The following is a 17,332-nucleotide window of genomic DNA, read 5'->3' on the forward strand; positions in this document are numbered from 1 at the left end:
AGAAGTTTTTGCTATGTTTGAGAGATCAAGATATGCAGTCAGAAACCCTTAATATAAAAGGGTTTCTGAATAAATCGAGTGGTGTTTTCTAAACAAGATGTTGGAATGGCAACAATTAATAAATCACGTCATTCCGCTCTAGAATTATGTGTAACGAAGCGATCGATTAAAGCTGGTACGTTGGCCATAAAATCAGTAAAGCAAAACGCAAAATGACGGCGAACACCAAAAGCGCAATACCTAAGCGATACCACTTATATTCCGAGACACTCATAGGAATGCGTTTATAGAACATGGTAATCACACCTTTCCAATCAGAACTGCGCTTTCCATATTGCATTACGCTCGTCAGTACAAAAAGAGCCCCAAGTACCAACATCCCTTTCTCGGCCCAAAACAACCCTACTTCCATTTGTACAACCTCTTTCCTTAAGTCTTCAATACAGTGTAATCAGCTTATGCTAGGGTTTCTGTACGACGTTGGTCTAAGTTTTACAAACGGGATTAATGCGCCAATTGTGCCGAGCAATCTAAAGAGCGCTGCTTTCTGATTTCAACCATGAGTTGAACAAGCAACAAGATACCCGTCACACCGAGGCCGATACCAATGCCGCCCCAGATACCGGCAAGCTGATAGTCCGGCATCAGATACCATGCCGCTGGCAATCCAAATACCCAGTAGCCAATCGCTGTCATTACCGTTGGCATAGAGACAATCTTCATACCTCTTAGTAGGTTAATCGCCAGCAACTGCCATGCATCAACAATAAAGCAGAGAGCCACTACCCAGATAACCGAAGTTAACAGCGTCGACATGGTGTCTGTTCCATCATCAAGTTGGAACATTGCCGCAATGGCTTCAGGCCACGCAATAAAGACACCACACAACACCAAGCTCAGCAGCGAGACAAGAATGAAGCTTTGAATTGAGGTCTTCTTAATGCCTTCAATATTGCCCGCACCAAAGTCACGGCCGACCAAAATCGCCGCCGCTTGAGAGAAACCAAAGTTGAAGTTCCAAGTAAAGCTCAAGCACTGAAGTAGAATTTGGTGTAGTGCTAATGACGCAATACTGATGGTTCCCGCCATTAGCGTGCCGCCATAGATAAGACCATGCTCCAGAATCGCCGCGACCGCGATAGGTAAGCCCATCAATAGCAGCGGAGCCATCAACTTGACCGAATACTCATCCAAGTGCAGCCAAGGGGCGAACGGTTTGAATTCGTCACGTTGAAATACCCAGAACGTATAGCCAATCATCACGACCAGTGCTGCAATCGCGGTACCTAACCCAAGCCCCGTTAACCCCATACCCAGCTCGAAGGTCATGAAATAGCTCACTGGCACGTTCAAAATAACAGTGGCTATCGACATGATCAAAATAGAGCGTACGTTACCAAAAGCGCTGGTTAATCCTCGCAAAACCAGTAATAACAATGATGGCAACATCACCCACTTAAGTGCATGAACGTACTCCATCGCAAGAGTAATCACCTCTGGCGGTTGTTTCGCCATTTCAAGTACTTGAGGCGCAAACCAGAAACCAGACATCAAAACAGCGCTCATCACAAACGAAAGCATGACTGCGCCTTTTACTGCCAGACGGATCTGTTGATTACCAAAATCTGGACGCGCGACTCTCTGCCCGTAGGCAATAGCGATTAAGTTTGCAACGCAACCGACCGTGCTGCTGGCAATAAGAAAGATAAAGAAGTAGATCGAGGCACCCAAACCACCCGCAGCCAGCGCAGATACGCTAATTCGAGACATCATCCATACATCGGTCAAAACCAATGCCATTGATATCAATTGTGAAATGATGAGCGGGAATGCAAGTGCGAGTATTTTTTTCATGAGAGCCTCTTAAGATTTCCACAAACCTTATGGCTTTTAGCACTAGCCTTCAATTGATATATCTGCCACTCTTACATTCCAAAAACTCATGCGAGTGTTTTATGACCCCATATCCAAATCTGCCCTATTCTCACAACGGACTACGCGCCTTTGAATCTGTCGCTAGACTCATGAGCTTTACGCTGGCTGCAGACGAGCTCAATGTTACTCAGAGCGCGGTAAGCCGACAGGTGAAACAGTTAGAAGATGAGCTAGAAGTTTCGCTGGTGCGTCGCAAGCATCGCGCTATTGAGCTGACGCCACAAGGCAACGAGTTGTACCTTGCCCTGCGTGAAGGTTATAGCAATATTGAATCTGTACTTGCCAGCTGGAAAGAGCCTAAGCAGAAACGAATCGTCATTAAAGCTGCGCTGAGTTATGCCACACGTGTACTGATCTCTAAAGTTAGGCAGCTCAATGAGCGATACCCTGATTACGAGATCGTGATTATTCCTGTTATTGAGGAAGATGAAGCACTTAACTACACCGATTACGATTTATTGGTCTTCCATACGCAGCTGAAGAACCATTACGACAACAAACCCGGTATCCGCGTACTGCGCGAAGAGTTTATGGCACCAGTCTGCTCGCACAGCTTAGTGACTGAAGATCTTGATTTAGACTCAATCCTAACGTTGCCAAGATTACATCCTACTCTCGACCACACTGACTGGAAGACATGGTTATCCGATGTGGCGTATCCACCGACAACGCCTGTTAGAAATACCAGCTTCCTCTCCCTTGATTTAGCACTGAACGCCTGCCTGTCTGGACAAGGTGTTACCGTGACCGACTTGTTGTTGATCATCCCCGAGTTAGAGCGAGGATTTTTGTACTGTCCGCCTAACGCGAAAATTCAGCATAGTGCGTGGACGTATTACCTGCATCAAAATACCAAGAGTGCTGTGATTGATGATCTCATCGATTGGCTTATTGAGGAGAATGAGAACGAGCTGAGCAAACTAAAACGCCTCGCTCAGCAGAATGATTGGTATGGAGTGATAGAGAGGTAGGTAGAGAGAGATAACGACAAAAACACCCACAAGCTATCATCTATGGTGATGTAACTTGTGGGCGAGAATTATCTGAATATATCTTTCAATTTGGAGCGTTAAGCCGCTTTCTTACTCACCTCAAAGCGACCAATGAGTTGTTCCAGACGACCTAAGGCATTACCCATCAGAGTCACACGACGCGCCAGCTGTTGAGTCGAGGTTTGAAGATCGGAAATAGAACGTTGAGCTTTGTCTGCTGTATGACCGTTCTCTTGACTGTTCTCATCGAGTTTCGACATAGTCGCAAACAGCTCAGCAACAGCGACCCGCATCTGCTCACTTCGAGCACTAGAATCGACCATCAAGTTACCTCGACTGACGTTTTCTACTCCCTGCTCCATAGACGCCACCGCACTACGTGATTTAGCATGTAGCTCCTTCATCAGATCGCCAATGTGGTTGGCCGCCTGAGAAGTACGATCAGCTAAGGTTCTAACCTCTGACGCTACCACCGAGAAGCCTCGGCCATGCTCACCCGCTCGCGCAGATTCAATCGCCGCATTGAGAGCCAATAAATTGGTTTGTGCCGTGATATCCGTAATGATGTTGATAATGTCAGAGACCTTACTCATCTCGTTATTCACTTCGTTAACACTGGTCGCTGAGCTTTCGACGATATGACGCACAGACTCCATCCCTTGCGCTGCCTGCTTGTACTCCTCTTCAGCGCTTTCCACAGCATGTTTCATCACCGTATCCATTTGAGTCGCAGAAACCGTCGCATTAGTGATTTCACTCTGTTGGTGCTGGCTCAATTCCAACATATTGTGCAGTGAATGCGAGGCATCATCACTGGCCTGATTCATCACCACACTGCGCCTAAACATCGATTCTGATACTTGGCGAACCTCACTGCTGGCATGGATCAGTTCACTGATGATCCCATCAAGATTGTCGATAAAGCTGTTGGTCCAACGCCCTAAACTGCCTAATTCATCGCTGCTGAAGGTACTTGGATCGAGTCGACGACTGAGGTTACCGTCCCCTTCGGCCAGTGTCTGCATTACCATGGTCATCTTGCTCATTTTATTGACCAGTGGCTTGGCACTAAACGCACGAAAAAGACCAAGGCTCAACAGCATGCAAACAACCATTAGGCTTGCCTGTATAAGAGGAGATAAATCAAAAAGGTGAGTCAGCAACAGAGGTAGGAAAAGAGTAAAAAGCATGCTGCCAATAAAGTGTTTCGATAAGGTGTAGCTGAGGCTTCTATCACGGTACACCTCTTCCAAATCCGACTCGCACATCATGCCGAACTTATCTGGTGAGCCATCGAGTTGAAAAGTCACACCTTTACCAATCACAGGGATGTGTCGGTAATCGGAATAACCCGGATATTCAACAAAGACATTGTTGCCTTTCTTTATCGTCTCTCTAACACCTGGGTGCAGCTGCTTGGTCGCAGGGTCGGTAAAGCGGATTTCAAACTCAGTATGATGCTGAACTTTCACCACGCCCCAATCGGTATTGACGCCTTGTTTAAGGTTCTCACCATGCGAGAAGGTGTTGTCTTCAAATCGAGAGCGAGATAGCGCGACACCAGCTTCAATACGTGGATCGTGATTCGACTCCACCATAAAGATATAGTTGTCCCCAGACTCACTATAGATATGCCCCGCTTCACGCTGGATAATATCGCCAATCACATCGTTTGGTACTCGCCCGCACAGACACAGTGGTTTGCCGTCTTCACGTGAGAACGGCACATAAAACATCAATGTTACTTGATCATGAAACGACGAACTTGAAGCGCCGACCGATAACGTTCGTTCATCGACATAAGGTCCATGAAGATAGCGCTTCTTTAAGCCTTCGTTGAGCGCCTTGGGGTCAGTAAGCGTGTAACCAACATGATTGCTGTAGCTCGATGCTTGGGCAATGCCTCGCTCGTCCACGACCGCGAGTTCTGAGATATCTGGGCTGCGATTCAGAAGCCTTTGCAAAGTTTCCGTTGTTTGCTCTTCCGTTCGACTAGCAACATACAGCGCGGCATCTTCGAGAAAGTCCCATTGGTTCTTTACCCAATTATTTAATAACTGTACCCGTGTCTCCGCAATACTTTCGAACGTCTGCTCCAACTCCCTAGTGCGCGTTCGATTTAAAAAACAGGCCTTTCTCATCGCAATCTTACCCGTTGAGCCAAACCATTTAAGCCAATGACGTTCCTGATCCGTAAGGTTCATCTACATTCCTTGTTTTGTTTTACATCTATATACAACAAAGCAATTTATAGACCATATACAAAACAGGGCTTTAATTAACTTGTATGATTAATTTATATACAGATCAAACAATTACACTCCCTACTTTAGTGCGAATCGATCACCAATATGGTGCATTAGTAAAAAATTCGCCCAAAATTAATAGAGAAATACAACTCAAAAACTGGAACATTGATTCCATTTTTATGACGAATAAATGACATTAAAGCGATAAAAATCACAGCTAACTTATTTAGAGCTTATTCGTATTGATCCATATCAATTCATATTAAATTTCAATTGGTTAAATAATGACTGCCGTCAATTTATTGATAAGGCATCATTTTGACACTTATAAGATAATACGCGCCTTATAAAACAATAAATTCTTATAACAAATACAAGGCAGTACGTAATGAACAATCATGATGAAAGAGTTCGCTTTTCAGATACGGATAGTCTTATTTCGACCACCACGCCAGAAAGTAATATTACTTATTGTAATGAAGACTTTTACCACGTTGCTGGCTACAGCGAACAAGAGTTGTTAGGGCAACCTCACAACCTTATTCGCCACCAAGACATGCCTAAAGAAGCTTTTGCTCAGCTATGGCAGTACATCCAATCGGGGAATAGTTGGATGGGTTTGGTGAAGAACAAATGTAAAGACAAAGGTCACTATTGGGTGTCTGCGTTTGTTACTCCAATTCGTAACTCAGATGGCTCAGTTCACGAATACCAATCAGTAAGAACACAACCCACTGACGGCCAAATTGAGCGAGCTAAAACGCTTTACGCTCAAATGCACGCTGGAAAAGTTAAAATTCGAAGAATGCGCTGGCTTCTCAGCTCATATGTTCTGTTAGGTTTGCAAGCTCTATTAGGGTTAGCGCTTATTTCAGGCTTGATCCCAACGACGATGGCCGCTATCGCATTATTGGTTACGGTTTTGGCTCAAGCGGGCTGTGCTGCAATGTTCAAGCAACGCCTATCTACGATACATAAGCTCGCTAAAGAGCATTACGACAACCCGATCATGGAAAAGCCATATACGGGTTATTGTGATGATCTCTCGCCTATTGAGCTCGCTATGCAGATGAAAAGTGCCGAGCTTCGCGCAGTCACATCACGCGCTTCTGAAACCTCTACCGATCTGATTGATTCTGCGAAACAAGAGCTTGCGAATCGCCAGAGTATTGATAACGAATTAGGTGAACAAGATCTCGCGACGGATGCGATGGCAGTTTCAGCAGAAGAGATGTTGGCTTCGATCGATGAAGTTGCTCATCAAGCCAAGCAGAGCGCTGATTTCGCCATTAACGCGCAGGATCAAGCTCAACAAGGTGCTTCTACCGTTGAAGAAGCTGCTCAAACAGTGCATGAGCTTAGCGAGCACTTAACAGGCTCTAAATCCGCACTAGAGCAGCTTTACAACGATGTCGATGGCATCGAAGCGATTCTGTCTATGATTCAAGGCATTGCCGAGCAGACGAACCTTCTAGCACTCAATGCTGCAATTGAAGCGGCTCGTGCTGGCGAACAAGGACGCGGATTCGCCGTGGTTGCTGATGAAGTTCGAGCACTGTCTGGCAAGACAAGTTCTTCCGTCGAAGAGATTCGTTCACGTATCGAGATTCTACAAAACACGGTGAATCAAACGGGGCGCTTTATCGAAGAAGGTATCCACTCTTCTGAGATTTGTGTCGAGAAGTCTCAGCAAAGCCGAGCCTCTTTCGAAGCCATTGTTCAAGATCTTATGTCGATCAATGAACAAAGCGCTCAAACCTCTCAAGCAATTGAAGAGCAGGTGCAAGTTACTCACGGTATCAATGACCATGTTGTTCGAGTCAAGCAAGCGATCATCGAAACGCGAGAGCTTTCTTCTACATCCGTAAGACGTGCAGAGTCCTTAGCTACTCACCTACAGAGCCTAAAACGCCTAGTGAATCAATTTAATCACTAAGACAATCTTCAAATGATTTAGAGCTGGTGTCGCAATAGGCACCAGCTCTTTTTTGTTTCCTATACATAACTAGGAAATAATGAACAACCTTCACTTTTTGTGCTCTATTTCCCCACCTACTCATTCGCTATGCTCTATGGGTCACTACATAGAGGTCCAATCAATGCATAAAATCAAATGGGGAATCGCTGGTTTAGGCAACATCGCGCATCGTTTTGCAATGGCAGTTACCCAACATAGCTCTAAGGCCGAGCTATATGCGGTTGCAGCCAGAAACGCAGAAAGAGCAAATCTATTTTGCCAACAATACGGCGCTAACCATAGCTATGAATCTTATCAACACATGGCCGAGGATCCTGAGGTCGATGCTGTATACATCGCTACCGTTCACCCTTACCACAAGCCTCTTGCAGAACTGTTTATCAAGCACAACAAGCATGTCTTAGTAGAAAAGCCCGCTTTTACACAACTTGATGACTGGTTGGAAATGAGTGCACTGGCGAAGAAGCACAATGTACTGTTGCTTGAAGCGATGAAAACCGTCACCTTCCCTGCTTATATAGAGTTAAAAGCGTATTTGGTAGAACAGAACATTCAACGACTTCACATTGAGGCGGGGTTTGGTAATGAGCACGACTACGACCCTAGCTTATTTATCTTCAATCCAGAGCTATGCGGTGGTGCTTCACTTGATGTTGGTGTGTACGGGCTATGGCTTTACTACGATTTATGCCACACTCTCGGCAGCATCCCTGATGTACCTTCAGTGCAGCTAACGCAAGGCCTTCAAGACTGTGCTGTCGATACCGATGCTTGTTTCACGTTTACTGGTAGCGTATCTGGAAAGATCAGTGCTTCAATAACACGAAACCTTCAACGCGATGCGGTGTTAACTGGTGACGGGATAACGATAAAAATATGCGAAAAGTGGTGGAACCCACAACGTATTGAAGTTGAGCATAACGGTCAATCTAAACTCATTGATATACCCGTATCAGGGAATGGCTTCGAATATGAAATCGACCATTTTTCTACGTTGCTACAAAAGCAACAGCGAACGTCTAAACTACTGAGGCCAGAAACTTCTCAACAAGTGATCAATACATTAGAAACCGCTCTGGTAGATTGCGGATTTAGTCATCTGACTCACTTACCGAATAAGAACCGCTAGCTAAGTCGTTAACACTCAGCTCAAGCATGAACCAACAAACACTTACATCAGCCACAAGTAACGACATGAAGAATTTAAAAAGAAAGTTAGAACTGTATGAACTCCTCTTTCGTTCCTTGGGTCCGGGACAATCATCATGTCAGGTAAATCAACTAGCCGAGCTATGGCTAGTGAGCGAACGACATGTCTCTACGTTGATAAAAGTGATGACTTCCGCTGGTTGGATCAACTGGCAGGCGTCTGTGGGAAGAAATAAAAAAGCCACAATTGAGCTGTTAATCGAACCTATAGATGCTTGTCATTCTTTGGCTGAACCGATCGCCAATGAAGGAAAAGTCGATGAGCTTTTGGAGGTCTTGAGCTTTGGAGGTCGCGAACCGGGTGAAGCACTGCAAGCCTTTCTAAGCCGTAATGAGCAGAGCAACAAACAACGTGTTTACCTCCCTTTTCACAGAACAATAGAACCACTGCACCCACATAAAGTGTTGCGCCGAACTGAACGATTTTTGGTTCACCATCTGTATCAGCGTTTAAACCAAATCAATGAGGGTGTGGTAACGGGAGATCTCGCCTATCATTGGCAACCCAATGAAGATGCGACAGTCTGGTATTTTCAGCTGCGTACTGGAGTCACTTTTCATGATGGGCAACCTCTAGTGGGGCAGCATGTCGTCAGCTCATTGCAACAGTTAGCGAATCGACCTCAGTGGCGTAGTTGCTATCAACATATTGCCCACATTCACTCACCTTATCCGGATGCGGTTGAGATAACACTCCATAAAGCCGACTGGCACTTACCGAGACTGCTTGCACAAGCTGAAGCATCAATTTTCAAACACGGTACTACCCAGCACACCATTGGATCAGGAGCACTAAAGCTAGATGTATTTTCTACCAATATGCTGCGGTTGAGTCGTTATAGTAGTTACTGCCACCAGCAAGCGATTTTGGACCAAATTGAGTTGTGGTCTTACCCCGACTGGGCGAAAAGTAAGGCTTGTGCTCACAATGAAATTCGAGTCTCAACGCCAGAAATAACAACGACCAAACACCAATCGCAACCCGCAGTATTTTTGCTGTTTCAGGCGATTGATTCATATAAACCATTGAGAGAACTAACTGTTGAAGATACCTCTGAATCGCAGAAAATTGCTCAACAGCTGGTTAATGAGTCTAGTAGGCTTATTTCATGTAGTTATGGGAATTACGAGTCAGTTCAAGGTGGTCTGCAATGCAGCATTATTGATGAGAACGATAGTTTCAGTGCGTGGCTACGCCTTTTATCACGTGTTCCATTCTCGCAGCTTAACATCGATGAGGAGTACTGCAAGGGCATCTCAAATCAATTAGACAACATCCGAGCGACCCGAAACTTTAAACAAGCACACCAACTGCTGGACTCGTTGAAAGTTAAGTTAATCGAAGACCAAATTATGACGGTTTTTGCCGGAGATCCTTTCGCCTTAGAGGTTTCCAAGAGACTTAATGATGTACAGGTAAATGGGTTCGGATGGTGTGACCTAACCAAGGTTTGGCTAAGTCACAAGCATTGATGATAAATACGTTGGGTGAGCTAGGGCGAAATTTACCTAGATTAAAATTCTAAACCCATTGCTTTCAATTCGTGCTCACATTGATGTACGTCTTTGAATTGAATAGCCGCCATACCTTCTTTTTGAGCGCCCTCTACGTTGTAAGGCATGTCATCGAGGAACACTGTTTCTTCCGCATTCAATTTATTGGTTGTGAGCAGAGATTGATAAATTTCAGGTTGAGGTTTGAGTATGCCAAGCTCAGCAGAGACAGTCGCACCTTCAAAGAGCGGCCAAAAATCATAGGTCTCTTTCAGGTACGCCACGATTTCATGCACATTATCTGTCAGCGCATAAACATGATACCCCGCTTGCTTAATGCGCTTAAGCAGCTCAACAGAGCCGTATATTTGGAGCTGTGTCTGCTTAACGTAGTAAAACAGCTTTTCACATTCTAATTCAGACAAGCCAATCGTATCTTGGTAGCGCTGCTTGGCCTGTTGCTCAGAAAGAAGCCCTTTGTTTAGCTCTAACCAAGTCTCAGATTGAAACACTGCTCGAGCACGCTGCTCTAAGTCTTCAACGTCCCCAAAAGTCAGGCGAGCAATTTCCAACGGAGCCCACCGAACCAACACATTTCCGACATCAAACACCACATTTTTAATCACTCCAAACTCCTTAAAAGTACTCCTAGTGACCTCTAGATTAAATCTTTAATCACGCTGTCGATATGACGTTGAACACTTTCTTGAGTTAATTTAGGTAACGACGTCCAAGTTTCGTATTGTGGCAAGCCAAGAAAAAAATCAATGACTTGAGAGCTACCTAAACCAATGGGTAGCTCGTCTGCAGGAACACCGATTAACAGCGCAACCGTAATCAAACTTGCGTAACTATCGCAAACAGGATGTGCTTCTCCTTGGCGCAACTGAGAGGAAGCACTAATTGGGTAAGTGTAACTCGGTGAATACTGCTCTACCCCTCGTTCTTGCCAGCTATCACCCACTCGGCGGGCGTTCGAGAAATCAATGAATGCGACGATATTTTGTTCCGAAAGCAGAATATTGGAGGGTTTGATATCCCCATGCACATAACCACATCGATGCAGTTCTTCGAGTTCACTCAGTAGCTGGTCAATGACATTCGCAACCACGTTAATATCACTGGTTTGATTATGCTGTATCAATTCTGAAAGCGACTTCCCTTCAACGTAGTTAGTCAGCAATGCCGCACGAGAGCCGTCTCGATAGAAATCGAGACAGCGCTGCGTTGATAACCCCTGACTATTGAGCCTCGAAAGCCATAACGCCTCACGTTGCAACATGATAGTTTCAATCATGGTTTCAGAGTATTTTGCTCTGACGCGGCCAAGCTCTGAATCGAAACAGAACTGATGCCGATGTGACTCACTAGTCCCATCGGAAACAGTCATATTGTTAGACTCGGGCATTTCAATACTTGTCAAAGAGCCGAGTGATATCGTCTTATCAGTGTTTGGACAGTTTGTGTTAAGCGTTTGACTACAAAACTTCGCTAGCCACTCTGGATGTTCAATCGTTATAGCCACGTTGGGAATCCTAAATTAGTGAATAGATCAGGCTCAAAGGGTTGTCCTATACCATCACGTTTCACCTCAAGATTCACTTCGCCATTAGTCGAACTGTAGCGCCACAATATTTCATTACTACCAACCTGAGTGGAGCCTTTCATTTTCTCTGCCACTCTAAACCAACTCCAAACCCCCGAGAACTTCTCTCTCTGCACAACCCCTTCGGTATCACGAGTCATCACAGAGATATCTTGCATTTGGTTTGCTGGAATCGGCCAACTCTGCAATCGCCACAGCTTAGGTCCGTTTTGATATTCGAAGAATTTCAGATTCGCTTCAAGTGCAAATCGCGTCAACGATGGTGACATCTCCACGGCTTTTATTGAAAAGTTGAACCCCAGATCTTTGCCAGTAAAGAGTTGCTTCTGGATTCTTTCAACCGAGTCGCTGAACGACGGGTATTGCCAAGAGAGCGACAAATACTGATGAGGAATGAAGCCATTCAGGTAGATTTCTCGACTAATAGTCATATCCAAGTGATTCGCATACTTCTTCGAGAACTGATCGAACTCCCCTTCGGGTTTAAAGAAGGCTTCAAAATCAGAGAGCAGCACGTCAGTCTGAGCATTACTCTTAATCGGGTAGTGGTTAGCTAAACGAGTCAGATAAAAGTGAGTCACCTTAGACCAATCTTCATTGATCACTTCACGAACCGCATCCAGCGCCAAACCGTTAACCAGAGTCGCTTGCGAGTCCATCAGTTCAGGCAACAGAGGAACATTGTAATCATCCGCAGAGAGGTGCAAGCGCGCAATCGGGTTGCTTGAATCTGCATTCTCAAGCTGCTCTAAGAAATAGTGCCCTTTCGATTGAATCTCTTTCGACTTGTTCACCCAATCTCGCAGCGCGGTCAGATTAGTCAGCGCAATATCTAATGAGCTTTGACCCGTTTGGTTAGCGTGAATCACACCGTGAATATGACGGAACGGATAGGTGATCGATTCTGCCACTCGCTCCATCGCAGAGCCATTGTTAGATTGCAGTGGTGAAGTTTCATCAGCTTGCTGACCTTCTTTCTGCTGTTCTTCCTTCTGCTGCTCTTTACTCTCCAATGTGCTCTTGATGAGGTTAGTGTTGGTGCTCACCACTGAGTAGAACTGCGTTATTGGTGAGAAGTTAGCGTCCGTAACTAGATCCAACTGTTGCTCACTGCCACCCCAGCTCGATACTTCAGTAAGCTGTACACTCGAAACAAACGCATTCCAATACTGTATGTAGTCTTTGATATAACGTTCACGCAATTGACGGTTGATGCGATTCATCTCAGCTTCACCGTTGATGCGCCCCATCACGCCCTCATACGCAGTGATAGCCTCAGAAGCGAGCTGGAAGCCGGTTTCGTTACTTAAATCTTGGAAGCCGTCACGTGTGAATGCATAAGGAATCAAGTAACCACTGAAGCCGTCGTTAAACGTAAATACTTGTTCATAGACGGGATTCAGGCTCTTACGAATATCGACGCGGCGTGCAAAATCGCGATGCTGCAAAATATGCTGATAAAGCAACTCACTCACATCATCGGTCGATAAGGATTTACGCACTAAACCCAGTAACTGCTCATCAAACGCAGGGGGAATAGCCGATGTGCTAAGCGCATCTTCTGCAAGGAGTTTAAAGCGCTTAATAAGGCTTGCATCACCGCTACCCTCTTCATTCAAGGCATAAATATAGTAATTCACCAATGAAGTTGAAGAATGGCGTGCTGGGTTGTATAAGATCTGCTGCAGGTTAAGTAACTCCAAAGTCTTTACTTTGTCATCCAACGAGTTATACACGAACATATCTTTCATGATGTAGTCGCGCATCAAAGTAAGTAACTCTGAGTTCAACTCACCAAAGTAAGCATCATGAACATAACCAGAGATGCTAGAGCTTGGCAGCCAACTAGAAACGTACCAAGGGTGATGCTTTTCATCATAAAGCTGCACTATTTCTCTAAGCTCATAGAGACTGAATACCGGCGATGCCAAATCATCAGGTTGAATCGCATTCTTCTCTAGGTTTTCTTTATAGCGGTCCAACATCGCGAGCGCCTTGTTGTCCAACGCCTGATGATAGTCAAAACCCGCTTTGATGGTAGCGACAAAACCTACAAACAAGATTACCAAACCGCAAGAGACAACCCAGCGTGTTGTTCGATAGGTGATCTCACGTTTCTTGTTGAACCCAACCAGAGGCGCTTCTTTTAAAACACAACTTCTGAATAGGCCTTTCCCAAATAGGCTCAAGCTTTTTGACTGAGTGTGAATATTAGACAAAGTTTCAAAACCCAGCTCAGAGGCGTGCATTGTGCTAATAATGTCGACGTTTTCACTTTCACCGCCCACGTTGACAAAGAAGTAGCCTCGGAAAAATAGGTCTATCTCATCAAACTGATGTTGATTGAAAGTGAGTGAGAGGAAGTCTTCGACATCATAACGTAGGGCAGAGAGCTGATAGATACCAACCAGCGCAGAGTCTCGATAGTCCGCGTTTAGCTGACCTTTCAGTGATGAACTTAAAGAGTTCGTCAAAGAGTGGCTTAACGCTTCAAACGACTCATCGAACCAAGCTTTATCGTACTCTTTGCTCTCTTCAACATCGCGTAATGCACCAAATGGTAGCTCACGTTCGCTCTCTTCGAGTGGCGAGAATAGCTCACACAGGTCCTGAATCTGTGACATATGAGTAAACGTGCAATACGTCGGCAGTGTTAAACCCACGGCTTTATTCAGGTCTTCTAGAACCGAGCGATATTTCTGGCTTAGTTCACTGACAGCGATTTCGGTACTATTGATCAACTTACCCAAATCAACAGCACATAACACACCATTGAAGGCTTGTCTTGAACGTTTAGACAGGATTAATGCCACCAGCGTATTGATGCTCTTCTGCATTCCCTCTTTTGGATGGAGCAAGTCAATGGTAGCAATGATCGCATCATCTGATGCCCAAAAACGAACGGCGACCAAATCTTCAGGTAGGTTATCTGCGGGCTCAATCGCCTCAAACCCCATCTGCTGCAGCCAAAGTTGGTCGTTCTCAATGTCTTCCGTTAAGTGCACATACCATGGGATTAGATAAGGGTTCGCACTAAGGCGAGAATGCTTGCGCCAGACATGATTAAAGGTACGTTGGATCTCCTCTTCGCGCCAATCTTCACGCTTCTTCGCATCTTCGTCTACTGGCGGGCGTCTTAGTCGAGAATAGATTAGAGCTCCAATACCCACTGCGGCTAGAACAGCTACGATAATCTGCACGACTACCGCCCAAATCGGCTCTAACCAATACCAATCCAATAACCACAAACCACCAACTAATAAGCAGATCACAAGTAGTGAAAGCAAAATGGCAAAAGTGAGTGCTTTTTTCTTACTTATCATTAACTAACCCTACTACTTCGCTTTGGTGATAAAGGCATCGGTTATTCCAGACTGCTTGGCACTTTCCAATATTTCAGCCGCTTGTTCTCTTGTGTCTGCATGGCTTAAAACTCGGTATTTGTCTCGCCACAGCCTCACTTCAATGTTAGGGAGTACTGCCCCATAGCGAGACAAGAAGTTTTCAGACGCCGTCTTGGTCGATAAGGTAGCCAATTGTACTTGCCACACGCCGGATGCTACTGGTTCGCTCACATTGCTACTATCACTAATGGTGCTAACCGGAGCCGTGATTCTAGGTGCTCTGCCCAACTCCTCTGGGGTGCTGGTGTAGATAAACTCTTGCTCTTGAATATTAGCTTGGCTGTAATACTTGTCAGTAAATTGAGGAAGCTGGATAAAGGCTTGTGCTTTTTGTGGCGTTGTTAAGTTGTACCAGTAGTAAATACCTGCCCAGGTCAATGACAGAAGCATTGCGAATAACAAGAAACCTCTGGTTAATCGTACTGGCCTCTGCGGACGGCTTACCTTTTTGATTTGTGCGGCATGGGGCCTTGGAATAGCGTGGGCATTCTCTTCTGTGGATTGCGTATCTTGTGCAAAAACTGCTTCCTCAATTCTTTGTAGCAAAATACCCAGCAACTCTTTTCCTTCTACTCGGTATCGACCACGGAAGCCAAGTTTGATCATGATATAGATGAGTTCTAACAAGTCTCGAAGTAACACTGGCTGAAGCAATGCGCGTTCTGCGACCAGATAAAACTGTTCACCGCCGTTTTTAATACCAAACAATTCGCTGACCAAGGTTTGGTTTTCCCAGCCAGACTCCTCTCCCCAGTCCGAGTGAAGGATCTGTTCATCCAACATCACTGCAAATAGGAAACAGGTTTTATCTGCCACTGATGGTGGGTAGTCGAGCTTAGCCACTTTGTATTTCAGGTCAGTAAGCAGGCTTTTAATACCGGTTCTAAAGGTGTAGATGTCTGCTGGGCACTCAAGCCGTTTGATAGAGACAGAAAGCGATAACAACTCTGAACTAGAACTCAGAATATCGTTGTCAAACAGCAAGCCTTTGCGCTGAAACATATTAAATCGCGCATGATTTTTTATGGCGTTAAGACTGGCCAAACGCACAGAGTCGAGATTGGACTGAGCATCCCTAGATTGGGAGTCAGCCTCTATCGCTATCGTCGCTTCGTCGAGTAGGTCATCCATAACGTTACCCTAGCGCATACAGTTTTATTTCTAGATCTGGCACTCGGCTGTCGACATGCAGTGCAATCGGCTCTCTTTTCGACTTAAGTTGTTGCCAGTATTCATGAGAGGTTTCAATCTCAAAATAGGCCAAATCCACTTGAGCTTTCAATTCCGACGGAGCCACAGCTAACGGATTAATCGTCACGCCAGATTGACTGTTACGTACCAGCTCAGCAATCAAGCTGATACCACTCAATGTGCAAGCGCTCGGGAAAGTCGTGCTGAGCATAGACGCACCAATAGAAGACTTCACCGACAACACCAACCTGCGACCATCCATTTGATGCAAAGTTGGAATAGACAAACGCAGTAGACGACGCTTATCAAACAGATTCACGTCCCAATCAAACTCAGTCACCTTATCGCTCTGTACCATAGAGAGCTGCTCACGAAGTGTCGCAAATAGAGGGCCAAAGGCGTGATAAAGATTGTCTTTGTCTAAAACACGGTGATTGGCGTTACCAATCGCGGGCGTAAAGCTATCAAGCTCAGACGAAAAACTAGTCAGTTTTTCATACAGAAGCTCAACGTTGCTATCTGGCTTAGATAGTAAAATTTGGATTTGTGGGCTCCAACGGTTTAAGGTTTGTAGCCACATAAATTCGCGCATTAAGCTCAAATCACTTTTAGTCTGTTCACCAACACCGATGCGTTCCAATACGTTTTTCGCTCGCGCTTGCACTAAAATGAATAGCTCTTTTAGGCGCTCTTTCAACTGGGTTGAGGCACCATATTGAAGACAGCTAGGAATGAAGCCTCGGTCGAGAACCACTTCCCCATCGCCTCTTCTTTCAAGCACCTTAGCGATCGGAATCAGCACTAAACCATTAACGTCTTCACCTTCCACAACCAAACGGATATTGGGTTCCGCGAGTGTCGCTTTAATGCCACTTTGCTCGGCATCACTTGCATCAAACAAGTTATGCTCTGCGACGATATAGCGTCTAAGTTCTTCTTTTGGCCCATATTCGTTTTCACCCTCAACTGAGAGTGGCAATGCAAGGTAGATGCACTTGTCGATGGTGTTTTCGGGTACTTCGATCAGTAGCTCTCGAGTATTGTCGAATAGAGTGCCGTCTTGAAACACGCCACTGCATCTTACGACGCCAAACTTACCCAGCTTCAAGTAGTTGGATTCGATCTCTAGCGCTGATACGCCATAACTGCCACTGCCTGACGTCAATGCAACATATTTCTGAATATATTGCGTAATGTATCGTTCGGTTTGCTGAAAATGCTGAGGAGCGACAAACATCCCCTCTTTCCAAACCACTTTTCTTTGATGTTTCAAA

The 17,332-nt window shown here is 45.3% G+C and carries 12 protein-coding genes; 4 read left to right on the plus strand and 8 right to left on the minus strand.

Annotated elements, in window-relative coordinates; translation table 11 throughout:
• Positions 1 to 166: 166 nt before the first annotated feature.
• Together FIV04_RS16375 and FIV04_RS16380 are read right to left on the minus strand one after the other, a co-directional pair.
• On the minus strand, positions 167 to 412 hold the full coding sequence (locus FIV04_RS16375; protein ID WP_032552842.1) for a hypothetical protein: 246 nt from the start codon (positions 410 to 412) through the stop codon (positions 167 to 169).
• 92 nt (positions 413 to 504) lie between these two features.
• On the minus strand, positions 505 to 1,854 hold the full coding sequence (locus tag FIV04_RS16380) for an MATE family efflux transporter (protein WP_152469753.1): 1,350 nt from the start codon (positions 1,852 to 1,854) through the stop codon (positions 505 to 507).
• 101 nt (positions 1,855 to 1,955) lie between these two features.
• On the opposite strand from FIV04_RS16380, the gene FIV04_RS16385 reads away from it, so the two are divergent.
• Positions 1,956 to 2,906 carry a LysR family transcriptional regulator gene (locus FIV04_RS16385; RefSeq protein WP_152469754.1) on the plus strand — a complete coding sequence of 317 codons (951 nt, stop codon included), beginning with the start codon at positions 1,956 to 1,958 and terminating at the stop codon, positions 2,904 to 2,906.
• 98 nt (positions 2,907 to 3,004) lie between these two features.
• On the opposite strand, the gene FIV04_RS16390 is transcribed toward FIV04_RS16385, so the two are convergent.
• A complete protein-coding gene (locus FIV04_RS16390) occupies positions 3,005 to 5,131 on the minus strand; it encodes a methyl-accepting chemotaxis protein (protein WP_152469755.1) in 2,127 nt (708 codons plus the stop codon).
• A 433-nt stretch (positions 5,132 to 5,564) separates the two neighbouring features.
• On the opposite strand from FIV04_RS16390, the gene FIV04_RS16395 reads away from it, so the two are divergent.
• The 3 genes from FIV04_RS16395 (at position 5,565) to FIV04_RS16405 (ending at position 9,836) form a co-directional block, all read left to right on the plus strand.
• A complete protein-coding gene (locus FIV04_RS16395; protein WP_152469756.1) occupies positions 5,565 to 7,112 on the plus strand; it encodes a PAS domain-containing methyl-accepting chemotaxis protein in 1,548 nt (515 codons plus the stop codon).
• Positions 7,113 to 7,275: 163 nt separating this feature from the next.
• Positions 7,276 to 8,283, plus strand: a complete 1,008-nt coding sequence (locus tag FIV04_RS16400; protein ID WP_152469757.1) for a Gfo/Idh/MocA family protein — start codon at positions 7,276 to 7,278, stop codon at positions 8,281 to 8,283.
• A 65-nt stretch (positions 8,284 to 8,348) separates the two neighbouring features.
• On the plus strand, positions 8,349 to 9,836 hold the full coding sequence (locus FIV04_RS16405) for an SgrR family transcriptional regulator (RefSeq protein WP_152469758.1): 1,488 nt from the start codon (positions 8,349 to 8,351) through the stop codon (positions 9,834 to 9,836).
• Between the two features lie 41 nt (positions 9,837 to 9,877).
• Here FIV04_RS16405 and FIV04_RS16410 read toward each other — a convergent pair whose 3' ends face one another.
• The 5 genes from FIV04_RS16410 to tssK are packed head-to-tail and all read right to left on the minus strand — an operon-like array spanning position 9,878 to position 17,331.
• The gene (locus FIV04_RS16410; protein WP_152469759.1) at positions 9,878 to 10,483 is read right to left on the minus strand and encodes an HAD family phosphatase; all 606 of its coding nucleotides are present in this window, start codon (positions 10,481 to 10,483) and stop codon (positions 9,878 to 9,880) included.
• 32 nt (positions 10,484 to 10,515) lie between these two features.
• Positions 10,516 to 11,382 (minus strand): lipopolysaccharide kinase InaA family protein, encoded by an 867-nt coding sequence (locus FIV04_RS16415; RefSeq protein WP_152469760.1) that lies wholly within the window; start codon positions 11,380 to 11,382, stop codon positions 10,516 to 10,518.
• Positions 11,373 to 14,786, minus strand: a complete 3,414-nt coding sequence (locus tag FIV04_RS16420) for a type VI secretion protein IcmF/TssM N-terminal domain-containing protein (RefSeq protein WP_152469761.1) — start codon at positions 14,784 to 14,786, stop codon at positions 11,373 to 11,375. The genes FIV04_RS16415 and FIV04_RS16420 overlap by 10 nt, the downstream gene beginning before the upstream one ends.
• 12 nt (positions 14,787 to 14,798) lie before the next feature.
• On the minus strand, positions 14,799 to 15,998 hold the full coding sequence (gene icmH / locus FIV04_RS16425; RefSeq protein WP_152469762.1) for a type IVB secretion system protein IcmH/DotU: 1,200 nt from the start codon (positions 15,996 to 15,998) through the stop codon (positions 14,799 to 14,801).
• A 4-nt stretch (positions 15,999 to 16,002) separates the two neighbouring features.
• A complete protein-coding gene (gene tssK / locus FIV04_RS16430) occupies positions 16,003 to 17,331 on the minus strand; it encodes a type VI secretion system baseplate subunit TssK (protein WP_152469763.1) in 1,329 nt (442 codons plus the stop codon).
• Position 17,332 lies beyond the last annotated feature (1 nt).

Origin of the sequence: Vibrio sp. THAF190c, assembly GCF_009363355.1 — a bacterium.
GTDB classification, from domain to species: domain Bacteria; phylum Pseudomonadota; class Gammaproteobacteria; order Enterobacterales; family Vibrionaceae; genus Vibrio; species Vibrio fortis_A.